General features: G+C 65.3%; 16 protein-coding genes, 1 tRNA gene and 1 pseudogene. 7 read left to right on the top strand and 11 right to left on the bottom strand.

What is annotated here, in order from left to right; genetic code table 11:
• Positions 1–30: 30 nt before the first annotated feature.
• From H8F26_RS02655 to ltrA, 4 genes are all read right to left on the bottom strand, one after another.
• Positions 31–903, bottom strand: a complete 873-nt coding sequence (locus H8F26_RS02655) for an IS3 family transposase (RefSeq protein WP_231598222.1) — start codon at positions 901–903, stop codon at positions 31–33.
• 10 nt (positions 904–913) lie between these two features.
• On the bottom strand, positions 914–1,201 hold the full coding sequence (locus H8F26_RS19160) for a transposase (protein WP_231597691.1): 288 nt from the start codon (positions 1,199–1,201) through the stop codon (positions 914–916).
• Positions 1,202–1,216: 15 nt separating this feature from the next.
• The gene (locus H8F26_RS02660) at positions 1,217–1,786 is read right to left on the bottom strand and encodes a site-specific integrase (protein WP_370594726.1); all 570 of its coding nucleotides are present in this window, start codon (positions 1,784–1,786) and stop codon (positions 1,217–1,219) included.
• Positions 1,787–2,032: 246 nt separating this feature from the next.
• Positions 2,033–3,283 carry a group II intron reverse transcriptase/maturase gene (gene ltrA / locus H8F26_RS02665; RefSeq protein ID WP_231597922.1) on the bottom strand — a complete coding sequence of 417 codons (1,251 nt, stop codon included), beginning with the start codon at positions 3,281–3,283 and terminating at the stop codon, positions 2,033–2,035.
• Positions 3,284–3,845: 562 nt separating this feature from the next.
• On the opposite strand from ltrA, the gene H8F26_RS02670 reads away from it, so the two are divergent.
• Positions 3,846–5,057: an IS256 family transposase gene (locus tag H8F26_RS02670; RefSeq protein ID WP_197158927.1), complete on the top strand. Its 1,212-nt coding sequence runs from the start codon at positions 3,846–3,848 to the stop codon at positions 5,055–5,057.
• A 231-nt stretch (positions 5,058–5,288) separates the two neighbouring features.
• Here the strand turns inward: H8F26_RS02670 and H8F26_RS02675 are convergent, their stop codons facing one another.
• Together H8F26_RS02675 and H8F26_RS02680 are read right to left on the bottom strand one after the other, a co-directional pair.
• Positions 5,289–5,891, bottom strand: a complete 603-nt coding sequence (locus H8F26_RS02675; RefSeq protein ID WP_197157272.1) for a hypothetical protein — start codon at positions 5,889–5,891, stop codon at positions 5,289–5,291.
• A gap of 216 nt (positions 5,892–6,107) precedes the next feature.
• Positions 6,108–6,398, bottom strand: a pseudogene (locus H8F26_RS02680) (DNA-3-methyladenine glycosylase); the annotation flags it as partial.
• Positions 6,399–6,466: 68 nt separating this feature from the next.
• Between H8F26_RS02680 and H8F26_RS02685 the strand changes: the two are divergent.
• On the top strand, positions 6,467–6,610 hold the full coding sequence (locus H8F26_RS02685; RefSeq protein ID WP_197157276.1) for a hypothetical protein: 144 nt from the start codon (positions 6,467–6,469) through the stop codon (positions 6,608–6,610).
• Between the two features lie 17 nt (positions 6,611–6,627).
• Here the strand turns inward: H8F26_RS02685 and H8F26_RS02690 are convergent, their stop codons facing one another.
• The gene (locus tag H8F26_RS02690) at positions 6,628–6,930 is read right to left on the bottom strand and encodes a DUF6679 family protein (RefSeq protein WP_197157278.1); all 303 of its coding nucleotides are present in this window, start codon (positions 6,928–6,930) and stop codon (positions 6,628–6,630) included.
• 63 nt (positions 6,931–6,993) lie between these two features.
• On the opposite strand from H8F26_RS02690, the gene H8F26_RS02695 reads away from it, so the two are divergent.
• Together H8F26_RS02695 and gatC are read left to right on the top strand one after the other, a co-directional pair.
• Positions 6,994–7,764 carry a creatininase family protein gene (locus tag H8F26_RS02695; RefSeq protein ID WP_197157280.1) on the top strand — a complete coding sequence of 257 codons (771 nt, stop codon included), beginning with the start codon at positions 6,994–6,996 and terminating at the stop codon, positions 7,762–7,764.
• Positions 7,765–7,801: 37 nt separating this feature from the next.
• The gene (gene gatC / locus H8F26_RS02700) at positions 7,802–8,095 is read left to right on the top strand and encodes an Asp-tRNA(Asn)/Glu-tRNA(Gln) amidotransferase subunit GatC (protein WP_197157282.1); all 294 of its coding nucleotides are present in this window, start codon (positions 7,802–7,804) and stop codon (positions 8,093–8,095) included.
• Between the two features lie 4 nt (positions 8,096–8,099).
• Here the strand turns inward: gatC and crtR are convergent, their stop codons facing one another.
• Both crtR and H8F26_RS02710 read right to left on the bottom strand, forming a co-directional pair.
• Positions 8,100–9,134: a beta-carotene hydroxylase gene (gene crtR, locus H8F26_RS02705; RefSeq protein WP_370594727.1), complete on the bottom strand. Its 1,035-nt coding sequence runs from the start codon at positions 9,132–9,134 to the stop codon at positions 8,100–8,102.
• A 56-nt stretch (positions 9,135–9,190) separates the two neighbouring features.
• A tRNA-Leu gene (locus tag H8F26_RS02710) sits at positions 9,191–9,272 on the bottom strand.
• Between the two features lie 64 nt (positions 9,273–9,336).
• On the opposite strand from H8F26_RS02710, the gene H8F26_RS20040 reads away from it, so the two are divergent.
• Both H8F26_RS20040 and ileS read left to right on the top strand, forming a co-directional pair.
• Positions 9,337–10,281: a Ycf66 family protein gene (locus H8F26_RS20040; RefSeq protein WP_197157286.1), complete on the top strand. Its 945-nt coding sequence runs from the start codon at positions 9,337–9,339 to the stop codon at positions 10,279–10,281.
• A gap of 199 nt (positions 10,282–10,480) precedes the next feature.
• The gene (gene ileS, locus H8F26_RS02720; RefSeq protein ID WP_304623235.1) at positions 10,481–13,366 is read left to right on the top strand and encodes an isoleucine--tRNA ligase; all 2,886 of its coding nucleotides are present in this window, start codon (positions 10,481–10,483) and stop codon (positions 13,364–13,366) included.
• Between the two features lie 30 nt (positions 13,367–13,396).
• Here the strand turns inward: ileS and H8F26_RS02725 are convergent, their stop codons facing one another.
• Together H8F26_RS02725 and H8F26_RS02730 are read right to left on the bottom strand one after the other, a co-directional pair.
• A complete protein-coding gene (locus tag H8F26_RS02725; RefSeq protein WP_231605426.1) occupies positions 13,397–13,711 on the bottom strand; it encodes a hypothetical protein in 315 nt (104 codons plus the stop codon).
• Positions 13,701–14,354, bottom strand: coding sequence for a DUF3177 family protein (locus tag H8F26_RS02730; RefSeq protein ID WP_197157288.1), 654 nt, complete (start codon positions 14,352–14,354; stop codon positions 13,701–13,703). The genes H8F26_RS02725 and H8F26_RS02730 overlap by 11 nt, the downstream gene beginning before the upstream one ends.
• A gap of 35 nt (positions 14,355–14,389) precedes the next feature.
• On the opposite strand from H8F26_RS02730, the gene H8F26_RS02735 reads away from it, so the two are divergent.
• Positions 14,390–15,676 carry an FIST N-terminal domain-containing protein gene (locus tag H8F26_RS02735; RefSeq protein WP_197157290.1) on the top strand — a complete coding sequence of 429 codons (1,287 nt, stop codon included), beginning with the start codon at positions 14,390–14,392 and terminating at the stop codon, positions 15,674–15,676.
• Positions 15,677–15,694 lie beyond the last annotated feature (18 nt).

A 15,694-nucleotide genomic window follows, 5' to 3' on the forward strand; every position in this document is an offset into this window, starting at 1 on the left:
CCATTTCAGGCCAAATGAGGTGGGTGCCTTTTATTGGACAGTTCCGGCCCCTGACATCGTTAACCCAGGACGGGTGGAACATGGTTCGGCCTCAGTGTAGACCGCGTGGGGAGTTTTGCCTCCAAGGGAACTGTGAGGTCTTACATGGCAATACCGCCACAGGAAGCGGGCCAGGCTGATTTCAGCGTCCCAGCCATCGCTGTATGCCCGTAGGTAGACCTCCTCGTACTTGACAGTCCTCCACAGCCGTTCAACAAGGATGTTGTCGTAGCACCGCTTTCTGCCGGACCAGCTGATCTGGATCCGCTCCCCTTTGAGTCTGGCCACAAAGTCAGCGGACGTGAACTGACAGCCTTGATCGGAGTGGAAGATCTCTGGCCTACGGCCGCCTCCCAAGGCCATCTCCAGGGCCTCCAGACAGAACTTCGTGTCAAGGCTGTTGGAGAGCCTCCAGCTGAGCACATGCCTGGAATGGAGATCCATGATCGCCACCAGATAGAGGAACCCTTTCTGCAGAGGGATGTAGGTGATGTCGGTCGCCCAGACCTGATCCACCGACGTGACCTGCGTGAGGTCCACCAGGCAGGGGAACCGCACGGACGGATCACCTGGAACCGTCGTCCGGGGCTTCTGGTAGATCGCCCGTAATCCCATGCGCCGCATGAGGTTTCGCACTCGATCTCGGCTGATCGGGATACCATCTTGGGCCAGATAGTCCACCATCCGGCGGCTGCCGCTGCAGGGATCCTCCAGGTAGAGAGCATCGATCCTGGCCATGATCCGCAGCGTCGATACACGGACCGGTGTCGGCCGGTAGTACAGCGTGGATCGAGGCAGCCCCAGCAGCGCACACTGCCTGCTGATGCTGAGCTCGGGGTGGTCGTGATCGACCAGCTTGCGCAGTTCACGGGCATCAGAGCAGTTGAGACTTTTTTTTGAGCCACTCCAGCTCCATCTGCAGCCGTCCGATCTGCTGGAACAGCTCCGCCTCCTTGGCCTGCCCCTCCTCCTTGTCCTTGGTCTTCTTGCCTCGGGTGAAGAGCTCGCTGGCACCGTCCAGGAGCTGCCGCTTCCACTGGCTCACCTGGATCGGGTGGATGGCGTGGTCGGCGGCGATCTCCTGGATCGTCTTGCGGCCACTGATCGCCTCCATGGCGACCCTGGCCTTGAACTCGGGGCTGTGGGTGCGGCGCTTGCTCATCGGTGGGAGCCCCTTTCAGGGGCGGTACCCCGCCTCAGAGGTTAACGATGGGGCCTGTCCAGAAAAGCCAGACCACCTCAAAATCGGCAACTTCACGCGGCCTGTTGGCTTCGCATAGGTCTTCAGCAGCATCTCAGTGGAGTGACCAGCAATCTGAGCAAGGTCTGCGGGTGAATTCCCCATCGCCAACGCATGACTGAGGAATGAGTGGCGTTGGGCATACAGCCGTCTTGGTTTCAGTCCGCACCGCTGCAGAGACCGATGCCACACACGACCCAACAGGTGGTCATACACATTCGTGTAGGTGTCAGGGGAGAGGAAGACCAGCCCCTCTCTCTGATACAGCCCCTTCTCCTGCATCTGGCACTGGTGCTCCAGCAGGGTCTCCATCACCGCGTCACTCAGGGGCACAACGCGCTCCTTGCCCGTCTTGGTCGTCGCCCAAACCACCTTCCCGCTGGAATACCCATCCCGTCTCAGCGACTTACAGACCAGGAGCTCCTTGTCGCTCCAGCGGATGCAGTCCCACGTCAGTCCCCGAAGCTCGGCACTCCGTAGCCCCGTGCTCAGCCAGAGCAGAAACAGCGGGTAAAACGCTTGCGTCCCCTGTGTTGGTGTAAATCCCTGGGGACCTCAACCCCGGCGTAGCCGGGGTTGAGCGCGCACCTCAGACGTTCCGCTCAGCGGCCAGCGTTGCAAGGGGTGGGCAGGCCCGTGACCCTGGTTTGAGCACTACCTCAACCAGACGAACCATGTCGAGTCACCCCGGGGAACTTCCCCCCGAGGTGCTCACAGAACCGTACGTGACACTCTCGCGTCATACGGCTCCCATCATCCACATGCCACTTCACTGACTCGACGCCAGTGCGCGAACAGATCACGATGTCCAGACCTGATCCTGGCAAGTACTCGCCAGCTTTGGAGCCGACGACCCCGCAGCCTTTTGTACTTCTGCCGTAACCAGGCTGCAATTCTGTCATCCAGGTAGCGATACAACTTCCTGATCAGTTCTGTCCTATAGAAACGACCGTAGTACTGAATCCAGCCACGAATCACTGGATTCAGCACTTTAGCGATCTCCTCAAGCGACAGATACACGAGCGATGGAAGCCCTATCGACCTAATCCTCTCCCGCATACGCTGGAGAGCCTGCGGACTCACTGCCGGCAAAAAGCCTGTGTAGATGACTCCGCGAGAATTGCGAGACACACGTGGCCGAAACGCGAAACCAAGAAACGTGAACGTGACATCAGCAAACGGTGCCCGGCGGTTGCTATCCCTGCAGTAGACCACCTGGGTCTTCTGGGGATGAAGCTGGAGGCCACAGGACGCAAAGCGATCCTGCAATGCCTCCAGCAACCGCCGAGCTTCCTTCTCGCTGTGGCAATGACAGATCACATCATCTGCATAGCGCTCAAAGGCAATGGCCGGGTGGCTCCGGCGCATCCACACATCAAACGCATAGTGCAGGAACAGATTGGCCAGCAGTGGACTGATGACACCACCTTGCGGTGTGCCCCGGTCCCTGGGATGGAGCGTGCCATCCGGCAACAGAACCGGTGCCTGCAGCCATCGTTGCAGGTAGAGCACCACCCAGCGCTCGGAGGTATGGGCCTTGATCGCGCGCATCAACAGGTCGTGATCGATAGCATCGAAAAACCCCTTGATGTCGAGATCGAGAACCCAGTTGGACCTCCAGCAGCGCTGACGGCAGACCTCTACTGCCTGATGCGCTGACTTGCCCGGTCTGTAGCCGTAGGAATCCTGATCAAAGATCAGCTCCAGCTCTGGCTCCAGCACCTGCTTGACCACCATCTGTGCGATGCGATCAGCAACCGTCGGGATACCCAGCGGCCTGACGCCTCCACCGGATTTGGGAATCTCCACACGCCGAACTGGTGGCGGAAGATAACTTCCTGATGCCATCCGATTCCAGAGTTTGTAGAGATTATTCTCCAGATCCTTGTTGAAGTCGTCCAGGCTTTGGCCATCCACACCGGCCGCCTGTCCGTTCCGTTTCACCTGTTGATAGGCCTTCCAGACCATCACCTTGGTAATCGGTAGCGGCTTGTCTGTTGTCATCCCATTCCTCCTGCCGTAGGCAGTTGATGGGAGACTCCAAACGGGATGATGCAACCCCTTGGCTCCGAGTCCGTTACAGACCCATCATCGCTACTACGGGTTGCTCCGCCCCTGCCACAGACATCGGTATTGACCCTCATGGTGGTGACCACTTGGGATGTTCCCTTGGCATTCCATGGCAGGTTCTCACGTTCCGCATCAGGGCCTGCGATGAGCTCGTGCCGTCTATACGCCGGCTGCCGTGTGGTCCATAGACAGGCTCTGTCCACACTGATCCAGGAGATTTGGGCCGCCTCCCGTTTTGGCAGCGTCTGAAATAGATATCGGCGCGTCATCAACGGTTCGCTTGCGCTCACCTTCTCGTCGCACACCTGACGGATCCAGTCCGCCGTTTCCCCGTCGCTCACCACCACGTCTTTTGAACGCAGCAGCACGGGGTGGTTTGGTACCAGCCCCTGCAGGCCGATCCCGGGAGGCCACACTCCCATCCCCGATGCAGTTTCATCAGCCTTGGCTTTCACCTGCTGACTCGTGACACACGCCCACGTCCAATCGTGCCGCAATTGAGCTGGCGCCGCTACTGGATGGCAGCAGCGCCGGTGAGCTGATCCCCGAGCTGGTGCGCCACGGCCTGCAGCAGCTGATCGAGCTGGAGGTCGCTGCCGTGCTCGGCGCAGAGCGCCATGAGCGCAGCGAGGAGCGGCTCGGCTACCGCAACGGCTACCGGCCGCGCACCCTGGCCACCCAGGTGGGGGACATCGATCTCCGCATCCCCAAACTGCGCTCCGGCAGCCACCTGCCCTCGATCCTGGAGCCGCGCCGCCGTGTGGACCAGGCCCTCTACGGCGTGGTGATGGAGGCCTATGTCGGCGGCATCTCAACGCGCAAGGTCGACGCCCTGGTGGCCGCCCTGGGAGTCCAGAGCGGCATCTCCAAATCTCAGGTGAGCCGCATCTGCGCTGACATCGACATCCAGGTGCAGGCCTTCCTGAACCGCCCCCTTGAGGCCACCGGCTACGCCTACCTGTACCTCGATGCCACCTATCTCCACGGGCGTCTCGGCAAGGCGATGCAGGTCTGCTCCAGGGCTGTGGTGGTGGCCATGGGCGTCAATGCCGATGGTCGCCGCGAGCTGCTCGGCATCAAGGTGGGCGACAGCGAAACCGAGAGCTTCTGGAGCGAGTTCATTGGCTCGCTCAAGGAGCGCGGCCTCACTGGGGTCAAGCTCGTGATCAGCGACGCGCACGTGGGCCTCACCAAGGCGATCCGGCGGATGCTGCAGGGCAGCTGCTGGCAGCGCTGCAGGGTCCATTTCGCCAGAAACCTGCTCCAACGGGTGCCCAAGGCCCACCAAGGCATGGTCACCGCTGCCTTGCGCTCGGTGTTCGCCCAGGAGAAAACGGACGAAATCGAGGCCCGCTGGGACGATCTGGCCAGCTCACTGGTGGATCGCTTCCCCAAGGCTGCTGAGCTCATGCTGCACGCCCGGGAAGACGTGCTCGCCTTCCGTCACTTCCCGCCTCAACACTGGAAAAAGACTTGGAGCACCAACCTGCTCGAGCGCCTCAATGAGGAGATCAAACGCCGCACTCGGGTGGTTGGCATCTTCCCGAATGACGCCTCGATCACCCGCTTGGTGGGGGCTGTGCTGCTGGAGCAGGACGAGCACTGGCAGCTGGAGGGCCGGCGCATGTTCTCCGCCGAGAGCATGGCCGCCATCCCCTCACTGGCGGAGCTGCCCACGCAGCCTTCCTTGCAAGAAGCAGCGGCCTGAGCCTCAGGCCCCAGGAGATCGCGCCGTAGCGCCCCCACAGGGCGCAGCGGCGGCGATCACCGCCCGGGGGCCGGCACCGCAGACGTCACGACCAAGATTGCAGGTGTAGCCCACAACCGATCGGCAATCCAGACGAAAGACTTGACAAGTCAATCGTCTGGATTCATCGTGAAATAATGAGGTGCACATGCGCCTCGAGAATGACAGCCCGTCATTCACCCCTGTTCTCCCTCAGTCCAGGGCAATCGGGCCTCGGGATTTACACCACGCCAAGGGACGCGGCCGGTAAAACCAGCTCTCGTGCTCCTTCATGTCCCTGAGCACCAGACCGATTTCCTCAATGCTCAGCACATCGCTCTGCACGGACCGCTGCTTGAGGGGCAGGCGGTAGGTAAACAGTTGGCGGTTGCTGGGGTTGGCGTTGCGGCACACCTGCAGAATCCCAGCGATGGTGCGGTTGGCCAGGGGCTTGGCCTGCATCCACCGCACGAAGTCCTCCACATCACTGCGGTTTCGCAGCGGCTTGCCGTATCCCTTGACCACTCTCAGGGCATGGATGCAGCGGGCGTTGTGGGTGCTGTCGGCCAGGGCCTGCATCGCCTCCAGCAGACCCACCTGCTGACCCTTCACCAGCGGCGTGTAGCGCAGCAGGGAGCGGTCAAACGTCCCCTCCTGGTAATCGCTCCATATCTGGGCACTGATGGCCTGCGCCCTCGCCACTGCCACAGGGTCTTCCCAGCGACCCAGACGGTTGATGAAGACATCCCGCCCACCCAGGCGCACCCTGACCTGCAGCGCCCCGTTGTTGTTCCTCAGCGATGGTGCTTTCCTCATGGGTCTGATGGTCCTGCTCAGACCTCTGGCTTATGGCCGACCCATGGCCGCGGCCAATCCCCTCAGCCCATTTCGTAGCCCTATGTAGCCCTGGGGGTCACCTGGGAGGAAAAATCTGGGAAATTCTTGGGAAGCGGCTTGGGCATTGGCTTTTGACCCCGCCGAGACCTTCAGAAGTCAGGCCAGAACAGTAAGCAGAAATGCTCAGGCCGCCTTCACGCAGTGGTGCAGGCCGTAGGTGAGATAGACGTAAAACCGCCCAGGCTCACCGAACAGCGTTGCATTGGCTGGACTACGGCGGCGATGACCATGGCAGGCCGGCTCGCTCTGGCAGTAGGCCTCCGTTTCCACGATCAGCCCCCGCAGCGCGGTTCCATCCGGCAAGCGCCGCACCAGCAGGCTGCCGATCAGCTCCGGCGCCACCGTTTCGGCCGGGCGCACAAAGAACCCCTGGGGCAGGGGTGCCGGCAGCCGGGTCACAGGCGCGAGGTCACGAGACGCCACCATCCTGACCGCAGTCCACACAGCGGCAGCGTCTGTCGACAGACTGGGGCCATCAATGAGCGAGTGCCCCCGTGACCGATCCGAGCTCCAGCTTCAATCCAGGCCTCGTGGTGCTGGTGGTGAGCGTGCTGTTCTGTCTCACCACCCTGTTCTTCGGCACCAAGGGCGGCTACTACGACACCGACGCCTACGACGGCAACGGCACGGCCCACTGACCCCACCTGGGGGCTGTTCAGGAGCCCTGGCTGCCGAGCCGTTCCGCTTCAGGGCAGTCCTCGGAGGTCAGAAGATCGTCGGCCGTGTTGGTGCGGCACACGTAGGCCAGTCGGGTGCTGACGGCGCCGATCGAATCGAGACGCACGCTCTCCTCCCAACTGTGCAGCTCGTCGTCGTCTTCGGCGTCGTAGCGCAGGGTGACGAGATCACCATCGATCTCCAGGATGCGCGCCTCTTCGATCCAGCGCTGCTGATCGCGCAGAAACACCCACACCGGGCGCTTCTCACAACAGAACTGTTGGAGCTTGCGGTGCAGCATGGTCCCTCCGGGCTGCAGGCCCATTGATCCTAAGCAGATCCATCCAGGTTGCCGCTGTTCACCATGACCATCTCCCCCAGCACCGAAGCCATCCGCCTGCAGCTGCGCAGCTGGCCGGAGGTGGAGACCTACCTGACGCACTGCAAGGGGGTGATCGTGCCGCTCGGCTCCACGGAGCAGCACGGACCCACGGGCGCCATCGGCACCGATGCCCTCACCGCTGAAGCCGTGGCCCTGGAAGTGGGCCGCCGCACCGGTGTGCTGGTCACGCCGACCCAGGCCTTCGGCATGGCGGAGCACCACCTCGATTTCGCCGGCACGATCAGCCTGCAGCCGGCCACGCTGCTGGCTGTGCTCCACGACGTGGTGCTGTCGCTGGCGCGCCATGGCTTTGAGCGGATCTTCGTGATCAACGGCCACGGCGGCAACATCGCCACGGCACGGGCCGCCTTCGCCCAGGCCTACGGCACCGCCACCGCCCGGGGGCTGCCCCACCCGGAACGGCTGCGCTGCCGTCTGGCCAACTGGTTCACCGCCGCACCGGTGATGCGTGAAGCCCGGCAACGCTATGGCGAGAAGGAAGGCCATCACGCCACCCCCAGCGAAATCGCCCTGACCCTGCACCTGGAGCCGAGCCTGGTGGAGAAGCAGCGGCCCCTGCCGGAACCGGCGCCGGCCGGCCCGATTCATGGCCCAGCCGATTTCCGCCGGCGCCATCCCGATGGCCGCATGGGTTCCGATCCCTTCCTGGCCAGTCCTGACCACGGCAAGACCTTTCTGGATCTGGCGGCCACGGCCCTGGCGGAGGATCTCACCGCCTTCCTGGCCGAGTAAGTTCCCCCTCAGCCTCCCCCCCGACCCGGGTGCAGCGATGAGCAGGATCACGGCCGACGATGTACGCAAGGTGGCCCACCTGGCCCGCCTCGATCTCCCCGAGGAGAAGATCACCACCTACACCGGCCAGCTCGAGCGCATTCTCGATTACGTGGCCCATCTCCAGCAGGTCGACACCGAAGGCGTTGAGCCCACCACCCGGGCCGTCGAAGTGGTGAATGTGACCCGAGCCGATGCGGTGGACACCACTGCGGAGCGCGAGCAGCTTCTGGATCTGGCGCCACAGCGCGAGGGCGACTTCTTCCGCGTGCCGCGCATCCTGGCTGAGTAAGGGCTCAGCGGACCGGCGACACCGCCGTTCGATGCAGCAGCTCCAACACCCTGCGGCGGGCATGGCGGGTCGGCATCAGAGCAGCCAGAGGCCTGAGTCGACTGCGGCGCTTCTTGTGGCTGCGCACGCCGAGAAAGATGTCGTAGAGAAAATTGAGACCATCGGTGCGGGTCTCGAACAAACCGAGACGCTGAGGTGATCCCTTGGCGTCAAGAATGTGGCGGGTGGCGTGATAGGCGTCCTGGTACTCAAACCAGGGAATCGATGGCCAGAGATGGTGAATCAGGTGATAGTTCTGCCCCATGATCAGCAGGTTCATCAACCGGCCCGGGTAAACGCGGGCGTTGTGCCAGCGGTTGCGCGACTGAAAGGGCCGGTGAGGCAGATAATCGAAGAACAGACCCAGGGTGACCCCCACCATCAGCGCCGGTGCGAACCAGCAGTTGAAGACGAAATCCTTGAAGCCATACTTCAACGACGCCAGCACGATGGCAAAGAAGAGGCCGCGAGCCAGACCCCACTCCAGTAATTCATAGCGGCGCCAGAGGTGATGCCGGAAGAAGAAGACCTCGTGATAGAAAAAACGCGGTGCGATCAGCCACAGCGGTCCAAACGTGGAGACGATGTGATCGGGATCGTGTTTGGGATCGTTCACATGGGCGTGATGCTGCAGATGCACCCGCGTGAACACCGGAAAGCTGAAGCCGAGCAGCATCGCCGCCCCATGGCCCATCACCGCGTTCCAGAAGCGGCTGGGATGGGCGGCGTTGTGGCAGGCATCGTGAATCACGGTGCCCTCCAGATGCAGAGCCAGGAAGCCGAGGGCCAGCAGCACCGGCAGGGGCCAACCGGCGCCGAACCAGCCCCAGATGGTGAGCCCTGCCAGGGCATAGCCCCCCAGGAACAACCCCACGGTGGGATTCCAGGCATCCGGCGGGTCGAGGAACTCTCGCGGCACCGCACTGGAAGGGGAACGCCTCAGCACCTGGGTGGCAGGGGTCTGAATCGAACGCGCCTCAGTCGCCAGCGGAGATTCCATCATCGTCTGCTGATGCACCTGAGGCCAAAAGGTCGCACAACCTAAAAAACCGGGAATGCCCACCGGGGGACTTGAACCCCCACAGCCTGAGCCACTGGAACCTAAACCCAGCGCGTCTACCAATTCCGCCAGGTGGGCGTGTGGCGACTCTAGGGAGTGTCGGGGAACAGCTTCCACAATGGGGGCCGTACGCCACACCGCCATGCTCGCCACCCTGGGGGGAAGCCTGGCCCTGCTGCTGGGGCTGGCTGTTCTGTTGCTGCCGCTGCTGGCCCAGGAGCTGAGCCGTCCCCGCGACGCAGTGTGGGGGGCGGTGGTGCTGCTGCTGGGGCTGGTGCTGGTCACCAGCGCCGACCGCCTGGTGGGAGCGCCGATGGTGGCCGTGCTCTGCGGCGGCCTGCTGATCGGCCGCCTCGGCAGCGAGGTGGGCCAGGCCCGCTGGCGTCAGCTCACCCCCGAAGAGCAGCAGCGGCTCTGGTCGTTGGAGCGGTGGCGAACCAGCCTGCAGCAACTGCTGGTGGCGGTCGGCAAGCTGATCGAGCTGGTGATGGGCCTGGCAACGGGACTGGCCAGCTGGATCCAGGAGCGGCGCCAACCGCGCAGCGTCACCAAGCGCTGGGTGCGGCAGGAGCCTGGGGCCACGGACAGCTCAAGGGACAGTTCTGACCAGGAAGCCAGCGCCGACATGGACTCCAACCCTGGGGCCGAGCGCAACCCCGGTGCTGATGGCCTGCAGGGCCAGGAGCCCGCGCCCCAGCACAGCCCCGAGACCGATGGGGCCACCGAGCACCAGCCTGCGCTGGAAAACAGCCCAGAGTCCGACGGATCGATCCCTCCCCTGACTGCCCCCAGGCATGAGGCCGAAACCCAGCCGGCGGGGACAGCTGCAGCGCCCAGCCCTGCACCGGAGGACGATCTGACCCCCTCCGACCTCACCCGGGAACCATCAGAACCGCAACTGCCGGCTTCGGTTCAGGACCAGGCTTCGAATCAGGAGGCGACAGCATCGGAGGAGGTTGAAGCCGGCCCCGAAGCTGACGAAGCCAAGACCGAAGCCGAAGTCAAGGCCGAGGTGGGATCGGCCCCAGTGGTGCGCAGCTTCGAGGATGTCGACGCGCTGCTCCGCTCCACGCCAGAAGCACCCTGACACCGAAGACACCGGCGTGCCAGAGCGCCGTCACGCCGGGGCAAATGCAGCGGGACGGGATAATCGCGCCTTGCTGCACCGAGGCGTCGTGACCGCCAGCCCGGCCTCCCCCTCGTCCTCCGATCCGGCTGCGGCCGCGGGCCCCACCGCAGAGGTGTCCTACAAGGACACCCTCAACCTCCTGCAGACGCCCTTCGGCATGCGGGCCAATGCCAAGGTGCGGGAGCCGGAGCTGCAGCGCTTCTGGGTCGAGCAGCGGATCTACGAGCGTCTCAGCCGAGAGAATCCGGGAGAACGCTTCACCCTGCATGACGGGCCGCCCTACGCCAATGGCGCCCTGCACGTGGGTCACGCCCTCAACAAGATCCTCAAGGACATCATCAACAAAACCGCCCTGTTGCAGGGCAGGCGCTGCCGCTTCGTGCCGGGCTGGGACTGCCACGGCCTGCCGATCGAGCTGAAGGTGCTGCAGAGCCTCAGCAGCAGCGAACGCCAGGCCCTCACGCCGATCGCGCTGCGGCGCAAGGCCCACGCCTATGCGCTCGAGCAGGTGGAGGGCCAGAAGGCCGGGTTTCGCCGCTGGGGCATCTGGGCCGACTGGGACCAGCCCTACCTGACCCTGCACAAGTCGTATGAGGCGGCCCAGATCGGCGTGTTCGGCCAGATGGTGCTGGCCGGGCACATCTACCGCGGGCTCAAACCGGTGCACTGGAGCCCCAGCTCCCGCACCGCCCTGGCGGAGGCCGAGCTGGAGTACCCCGACGGGCACACCTCCCCGAGCGTCTTCGTCGCCTTTCCGGTGGTGGAGCTGCCCGAGCCGCTGCGCAAGGGCCTGCACAACGCCGGCGTGACCCTTGAAGGCGCTGGCTCCCTGGCGGTGGCGATCTGGACCACCACGCCCTGGACCCTGCCGGCCAACCTGGCAGTGTCGGTGAACGACCGACTCGACTACGCCATCTGCCGCATCGGCCAGGGCGGAGGCGGTAGCCAACACCGCGCTGCCCACCTGGTGGTGGCGGCCGATCTGGCCGCCAGCCTGGAGCACACCCTGGGGCTGAGTCTCGAACCCATCCTTCGGGTCAAGGGCGCGGAGCTGGAGGGCATCACCTACCAGCACCCCCTGCTGGATCGCAGCAGCCCGGTGGTGATCGGCGGCGAGTACATCACCACCGAAGCAGGCACCGGCCTGGTGCACACCGCCCCCGGCCATGGCGTGGACGACTTCAACACCGGCCGCAAGTACGGCCTGGCGGTGCTCTGCCCGGTCGATGAGGCCGGCAACCTCACCGCCGAAGCCGGTCCATTCGCCGGCCTGAATGTGCTGAAGGAGGCCAATGGGGCCATCATCACCGCCCTGCGGGATGCCGGCGCCCTGCTGGCGGAGCAGCGCTACGAACACCGCTATCCCTACGACTGGCGCACCAAGAAACCGACGATCTTCCGGGCCACGGAACAGTGGTTCGCGTCAGTGGACGGCTTTCGCGACCAGGCCCTCGCCTCGATCGCCGCCGTGGACTGGCTGCCCGAGAGCGGCCGCAATCGCATCGAGGCGATGGTGCGGGACCGGGGCGATTGGTGCATCTCGCGCCAGCGCACCTGGGGTGTGCCGATCCCCGTGTTCTATCACCGCAGCAGCGGTGAGGTGCTGCTCAACGCCGACACCCTCGACCACATCCAGGCCCTGATCGCCGAGCACGGCTCCGACGTGTGGTGGGAGCGCGATGAGGCAGGCCTGCTGCCACCCGCCTATGCCGACCAGGCCGATCAATGGCGCAAGGGCAGCGACACCATGGATGTGTGGTTCGATTCCGGCTCCTCCTGGGCCGGCGTGCTCGGCGGCCTTGCCGCCGCTGACGCCCCGGCGGAGGCCTCGCCCCTGAACTATCCCGCCGACCTCTACCTGGAGGGCTCGGACCAGCACCGCGGCTGGTTCCAGAGCAGCCTGCTCACCTCGGTGGCCGTCAATGGCCACGCCCCCTATCGGCGGGTGCTCACCCACGGCTTCACCCTGGATGAGAAGGGCCGCAAGATGAGCAAATCCCTGGGCAACGTGGTCGACCCGGCGGTCCTGGTGGAAGGCGGCAAGAACGCCAAGCAGGATCCCGCCTATGGGGCCGATGTCCTGCGGCTGTGGGTGAGTTCGGTCGACTATTCGGCCGACGTGCCCCTCGGTCCGGGGATCGTCAAGCAACTGGCGGATGTGTACCGCAAAGTGCGCAATACGGCCCGCTATCTGCTGGGCAACCTCCACGACTTCGATCCGCGGCCCGTGGCCGAGGGCGGCGATGCGATCGCCTACGCCGAGCTGCCGCTGCTGGACCGCTGGATGCTGCAGCGCACCGCCGCCCTGATCGATGCGGTGACGGGCGACTTCGAGCGCTTCGAGTTCTACCGCTTCTTTCAGGCGCTGCAGAACTTCTGCGTGGTGGATCTCTCCAACGTCTACCTCGACATCGCCAAGGATCGGCTCTACGTGAGCGGCGCTGCCGAATTCCGCCGCCGCAGCTGTCAGACCGTGCTGAGCCTGGTGCTGGAGCGTCTGGCGGGGCTGATCGCACCGGTGCTCTGCCACATGGCTGAAGACATCTGGCAGAACCTTCCCTACCCCGTGGCCGAGGTCTCGGTGTTTGAGCGGGGCTGGCCCACGGCGCCAGCGGACTGGGCCGCACCCGAACTGGAGAGCTCCATGGAGCGGATTCTCGAGCTGCGCGCCCTGGTGAACCGCCAGCTGGAGAGCTGCCGGGCCGAAGGGAAGCTCGGTGCCTCCCTTGAAGCCCAGGTGCACCTGGAGCTCGGCGCCGGTGAGGCCGCAGCGGCCCTGCAACCCTGCCTCGACTGGCTGGCGGGTTCAGCCGCGCCAAGCGTCGACAACCTGGCCGACTGGCTGCTGGTCTCAGCTCTGCAGCTGGGCGGTGCTCCCCCTGACGCGGTGCTGGCCGAGGCCAGCGCAGGCGGCATCCAGGTGCGGATTGCCCGGGCCGAGGGCGAGAAATGCGAGCGCTGCTGGCATTACGAAACCGACATCGGCCAGCACACCCTGCACCCCAGCCTCTGCGGCCGCTGCGTGGCGGTGCTGACCACCTGAATTGAGCCGGAGTTCAGCCGGCCAGGCACCTCAGCACCAGCGGGCCGGGTCCAACAGCAGCTCCATCGGCACCGGCCCCAGCAGCACCTGCTCGGCACCGGGCCGCAGGGGGCCCACCAGCAGTTCGGCGGCTTCGATCCGTGCGCCCGGCGGCAACGCCGACTGGTCGGGATCGACCTCTGTGGGGTGCGTGGTGCTGCTGGAAAATCCGCGGAACACCAGCAGCTCCAGGGGGTTCTCGCCGAGGGAACCCCGCAGCCGCAGCACCCGATCGGGCCGGTCCCGGCTGATCTCCTCCAGCCTGGCCAGCACCCCACAGCCGGCAGCGCCCGTCTCAGAACTCACCGGCCACCCTCCCCTGTTTGGGCAGCCGCACCAGCAGCCACTGCAACAGCCCCACCCCATAGCCCACCAGGGCCAGGTAGCCCACGAAGGCCGCCACCGCCGGCGTCCAGTCGGCGCCGAAGACGAAGTCAAAGACCCGGTCGACGCCCCCATGAATGCCCTGCGGCGCCTCCAGCCAGGCACGGCAGAGGGTGCGCTCCAGGGCAGCCCCACCCCCCAGGCAGGGAAGCGCCGTGGTCGCCAGGCCCGCCCCGAGCAGGGCCAGCACCGTGAGGCTCCAGCGCCAGAGGCGCAGGGTGAGCGGCAAGGGACGCCAGGGCGGCAGGTCGGCCAGTTCCTCGTTGAGATCGACCCAGAACCACAGGGACGCCACGATCAGCAGCGGCGCAATCACCAGCAGGGCGTAGCCGAGCGGACGGCGATCGGTGAGCAGCAGCAGGGCCACCAGCAGCAGGCTGGCCACCTTCCAGTAGATCGTGAGCAGCCGCACCAGGGCCGTCTCCCGACGCAGCGCCGCCCAGACCAGCAGCACCAGCGGCAGCCCCAGGGCGAACACGCTGGCGAGCCGCACATCCAGCCACACCAGCGAGCGATACAGGAGATCGGACTCGAACACGGCGGCGGCGGTACGGGAAGACGCCATTATCCGCAGCCTGCCTGAGGCGATAGGGTCCGCCCATGGCCGCATTCCCATTCCTGCGCTGGCTCGAGCCAGCTGAGCCGGCTGCCTGGTGTCGCAGCGCGCTCTCCCAGGAGGCCTCCCTCGAGGCCGCGGTGGATGCCGTCGCCGGCCAACTGAGCAGCAAGGAAGAAGCCGATCTGGCCCTGGTGTTTGTCTCGAGCGCCTACGCCAGTGACCTGCCACGTCTGCTGCCACTGCTCAGCCAGCGGCTGCGCTCCAACCATTGGCTCGGATGTGTCGGCGGCGGTGTGGTGGGCACCGACCCTGCCGGGGTGCCGCGGGAGCTGGAGCGCGAGCCGGCCCTGAGCGTGACCCTGCTGCGCCTGCCCGGTGCAAGGCTGCACCCGTTCCAGATCGACACCAGCCAGCTGCCTGATCTGGACGGCCCCGCCGAACCCTGGAACGACCTGGTGGGCACGGCTGCGAGCGCGTCTGCCTCGATGCTGCTGCTGGTGGATCCCTCCAGTCCGGCCATCAACGACCTGATCAGTGGCCTCGACTACGCCTATGCGGGGGTCGACAAGGTGGGAGGCATCGCCGGACAGCACAGCGCCAGTCATGGCTCCCTGCTGTTTGACGGCTCGGTCTGCACCGGCGCGGTGGGCTGTCTGATCGAAGGAGCCTGGCGGCTCGATGCGGTGGTGGCTCAGGGCTGCCGGCCGATCGGCCCGGTGTTCGAAGTGGAGCAGGCCCAGCGCAACGTGGTGCTGGAAGTGAGCCTCGGCCAGCGGCGCAACACCCCCGTGGCCGCCCTGCAGGAAATCCTCACGGCCCTCACCCCGGAGGAGCGGGAGCTGGTCAAGCACTCCCTGTTCCTGGGTGTGGGGCGCAGCAACTTCAGCCTCAGCAGCAGCAGCAAAGACTCGGCGGCCTTCCTGGTGCGCAACCTGATCGGCGTCGATCCCCGCAATGGCGCCGTGGCCGTGGCGGAGCGGATGCGGGTGGGCCAGCAGGTGCAGTTCCAGCTGCGTGATGCCGCCGCCTCCAGCCAGGAGCTGCGCCAGCTGCTGGCCAGCCAGGCTGAACGGGAGCCGGAGCCACTGGCGGCATTGGTCTTTGCCTGTCTGGGCCGGGGCCAGGGCCTCTACGGCCGCCCGGACGGGGATGTGAGCCTCTGCCGCGCCGCCTTCGCGACGGTGCCGATCGCCGGAGCGTTCTGCAACGGCGAAATCGGGCCGGTGGCGGGCAACACGCACCTGCATGGCTACACCGCCAGCATCGGCTTCCTGGTGCCCCAGGAACCCGTGGACCCGGTCGCCTCAGCAGCCGAAGCAGCGGCCTGAGCGCCGGAAGCGACACTG

The sequence above is a fragment of the Synechococcus sp. CBW1006 genome, assembly GCF_015840525.1.
Taxonomy (GTDB): Bacteria; Cyanobacteriota; Cyanobacteriia; order PCC-6307; family Cyanobiaceae; genus CBW1002.

Bases quoted from the DNA above. Each gene is read 5' to 3' on its own strand.
- H8F26_RS02735 (WP_197157290.1), top strand. From the start codon at position 14,390: ATGGCCGCATTCCCATTCCTGCGCTGGCTCGAGCCAGCTGAGCCGGCT.
- H8F26_RS19160 (WP_231597691.1), bottom strand. From the start codon at position 1,201: ATGAGCAAGCGCCGCACCCACAGCCCCGAGTTCAAGGCCAGGGTCGCC.
- crtR (WP_370594727.1), bottom strand. From the start codon at position 9,134: ATGGAATCTCCGCTGGCGACTGAGGCGCGTTCGATTCAGACCCCTGCC.
- H8F26_RS02695 (WP_197157280.1), top strand. From the start codon at position 6,994: ATGACCATCTCCCCCAGCACCGAAGCCATCCGCCTGCAGCTGCGCAGC.
- gatC (WP_197157282.1), top strand. From the start codon at position 7,802: ATGAGCAGGATCACGGCCGACGATGTACGCAAGGTGGCCCACCTGGCC.
- H8F26_RS02690 (WP_197157278.1), bottom strand. From the start codon at position 6,930: ATGCTGCACCGCAAGCTCCAACAGTTCTGTTGTGAGAAGCGCCCGGTG.
- H8F26_RS02730 (WP_197157288.1), bottom strand. From the start codon at position 14,354: ATGGCGTCTTCCCGTACCGCCGCCGCCGTGTTCGAGTCCGATCTCCTG.
- H8F26_RS02675 (WP_197157272.1), bottom strand. From the start codon at position 5,891: ATGAGGAAAGCACCATCGCTGAGGAACAACAACGGGGCGCTGCAGGTC.
- ltrA (WP_231597922.1), bottom strand. From the start codon at position 3,283: ATGACAACAGACAAGCCGCTACCGATTACCAAGGTGATGGTCTGGAAG.
- H8F26_RS20040 (WP_197157286.1), top strand. From the start codon at position 9,337: ATGCTCGCCACCCTGGGGGGAAGCCTGGCCCTGCTGCTGGGGCTGGCT.
- ileS (WP_304623235.1), top strand. From the start codon at position 10,481: ATGCGGGCCAATGCCAAGGTGCGGGAGCCGGAGCTGCAGCGCTTCTGG.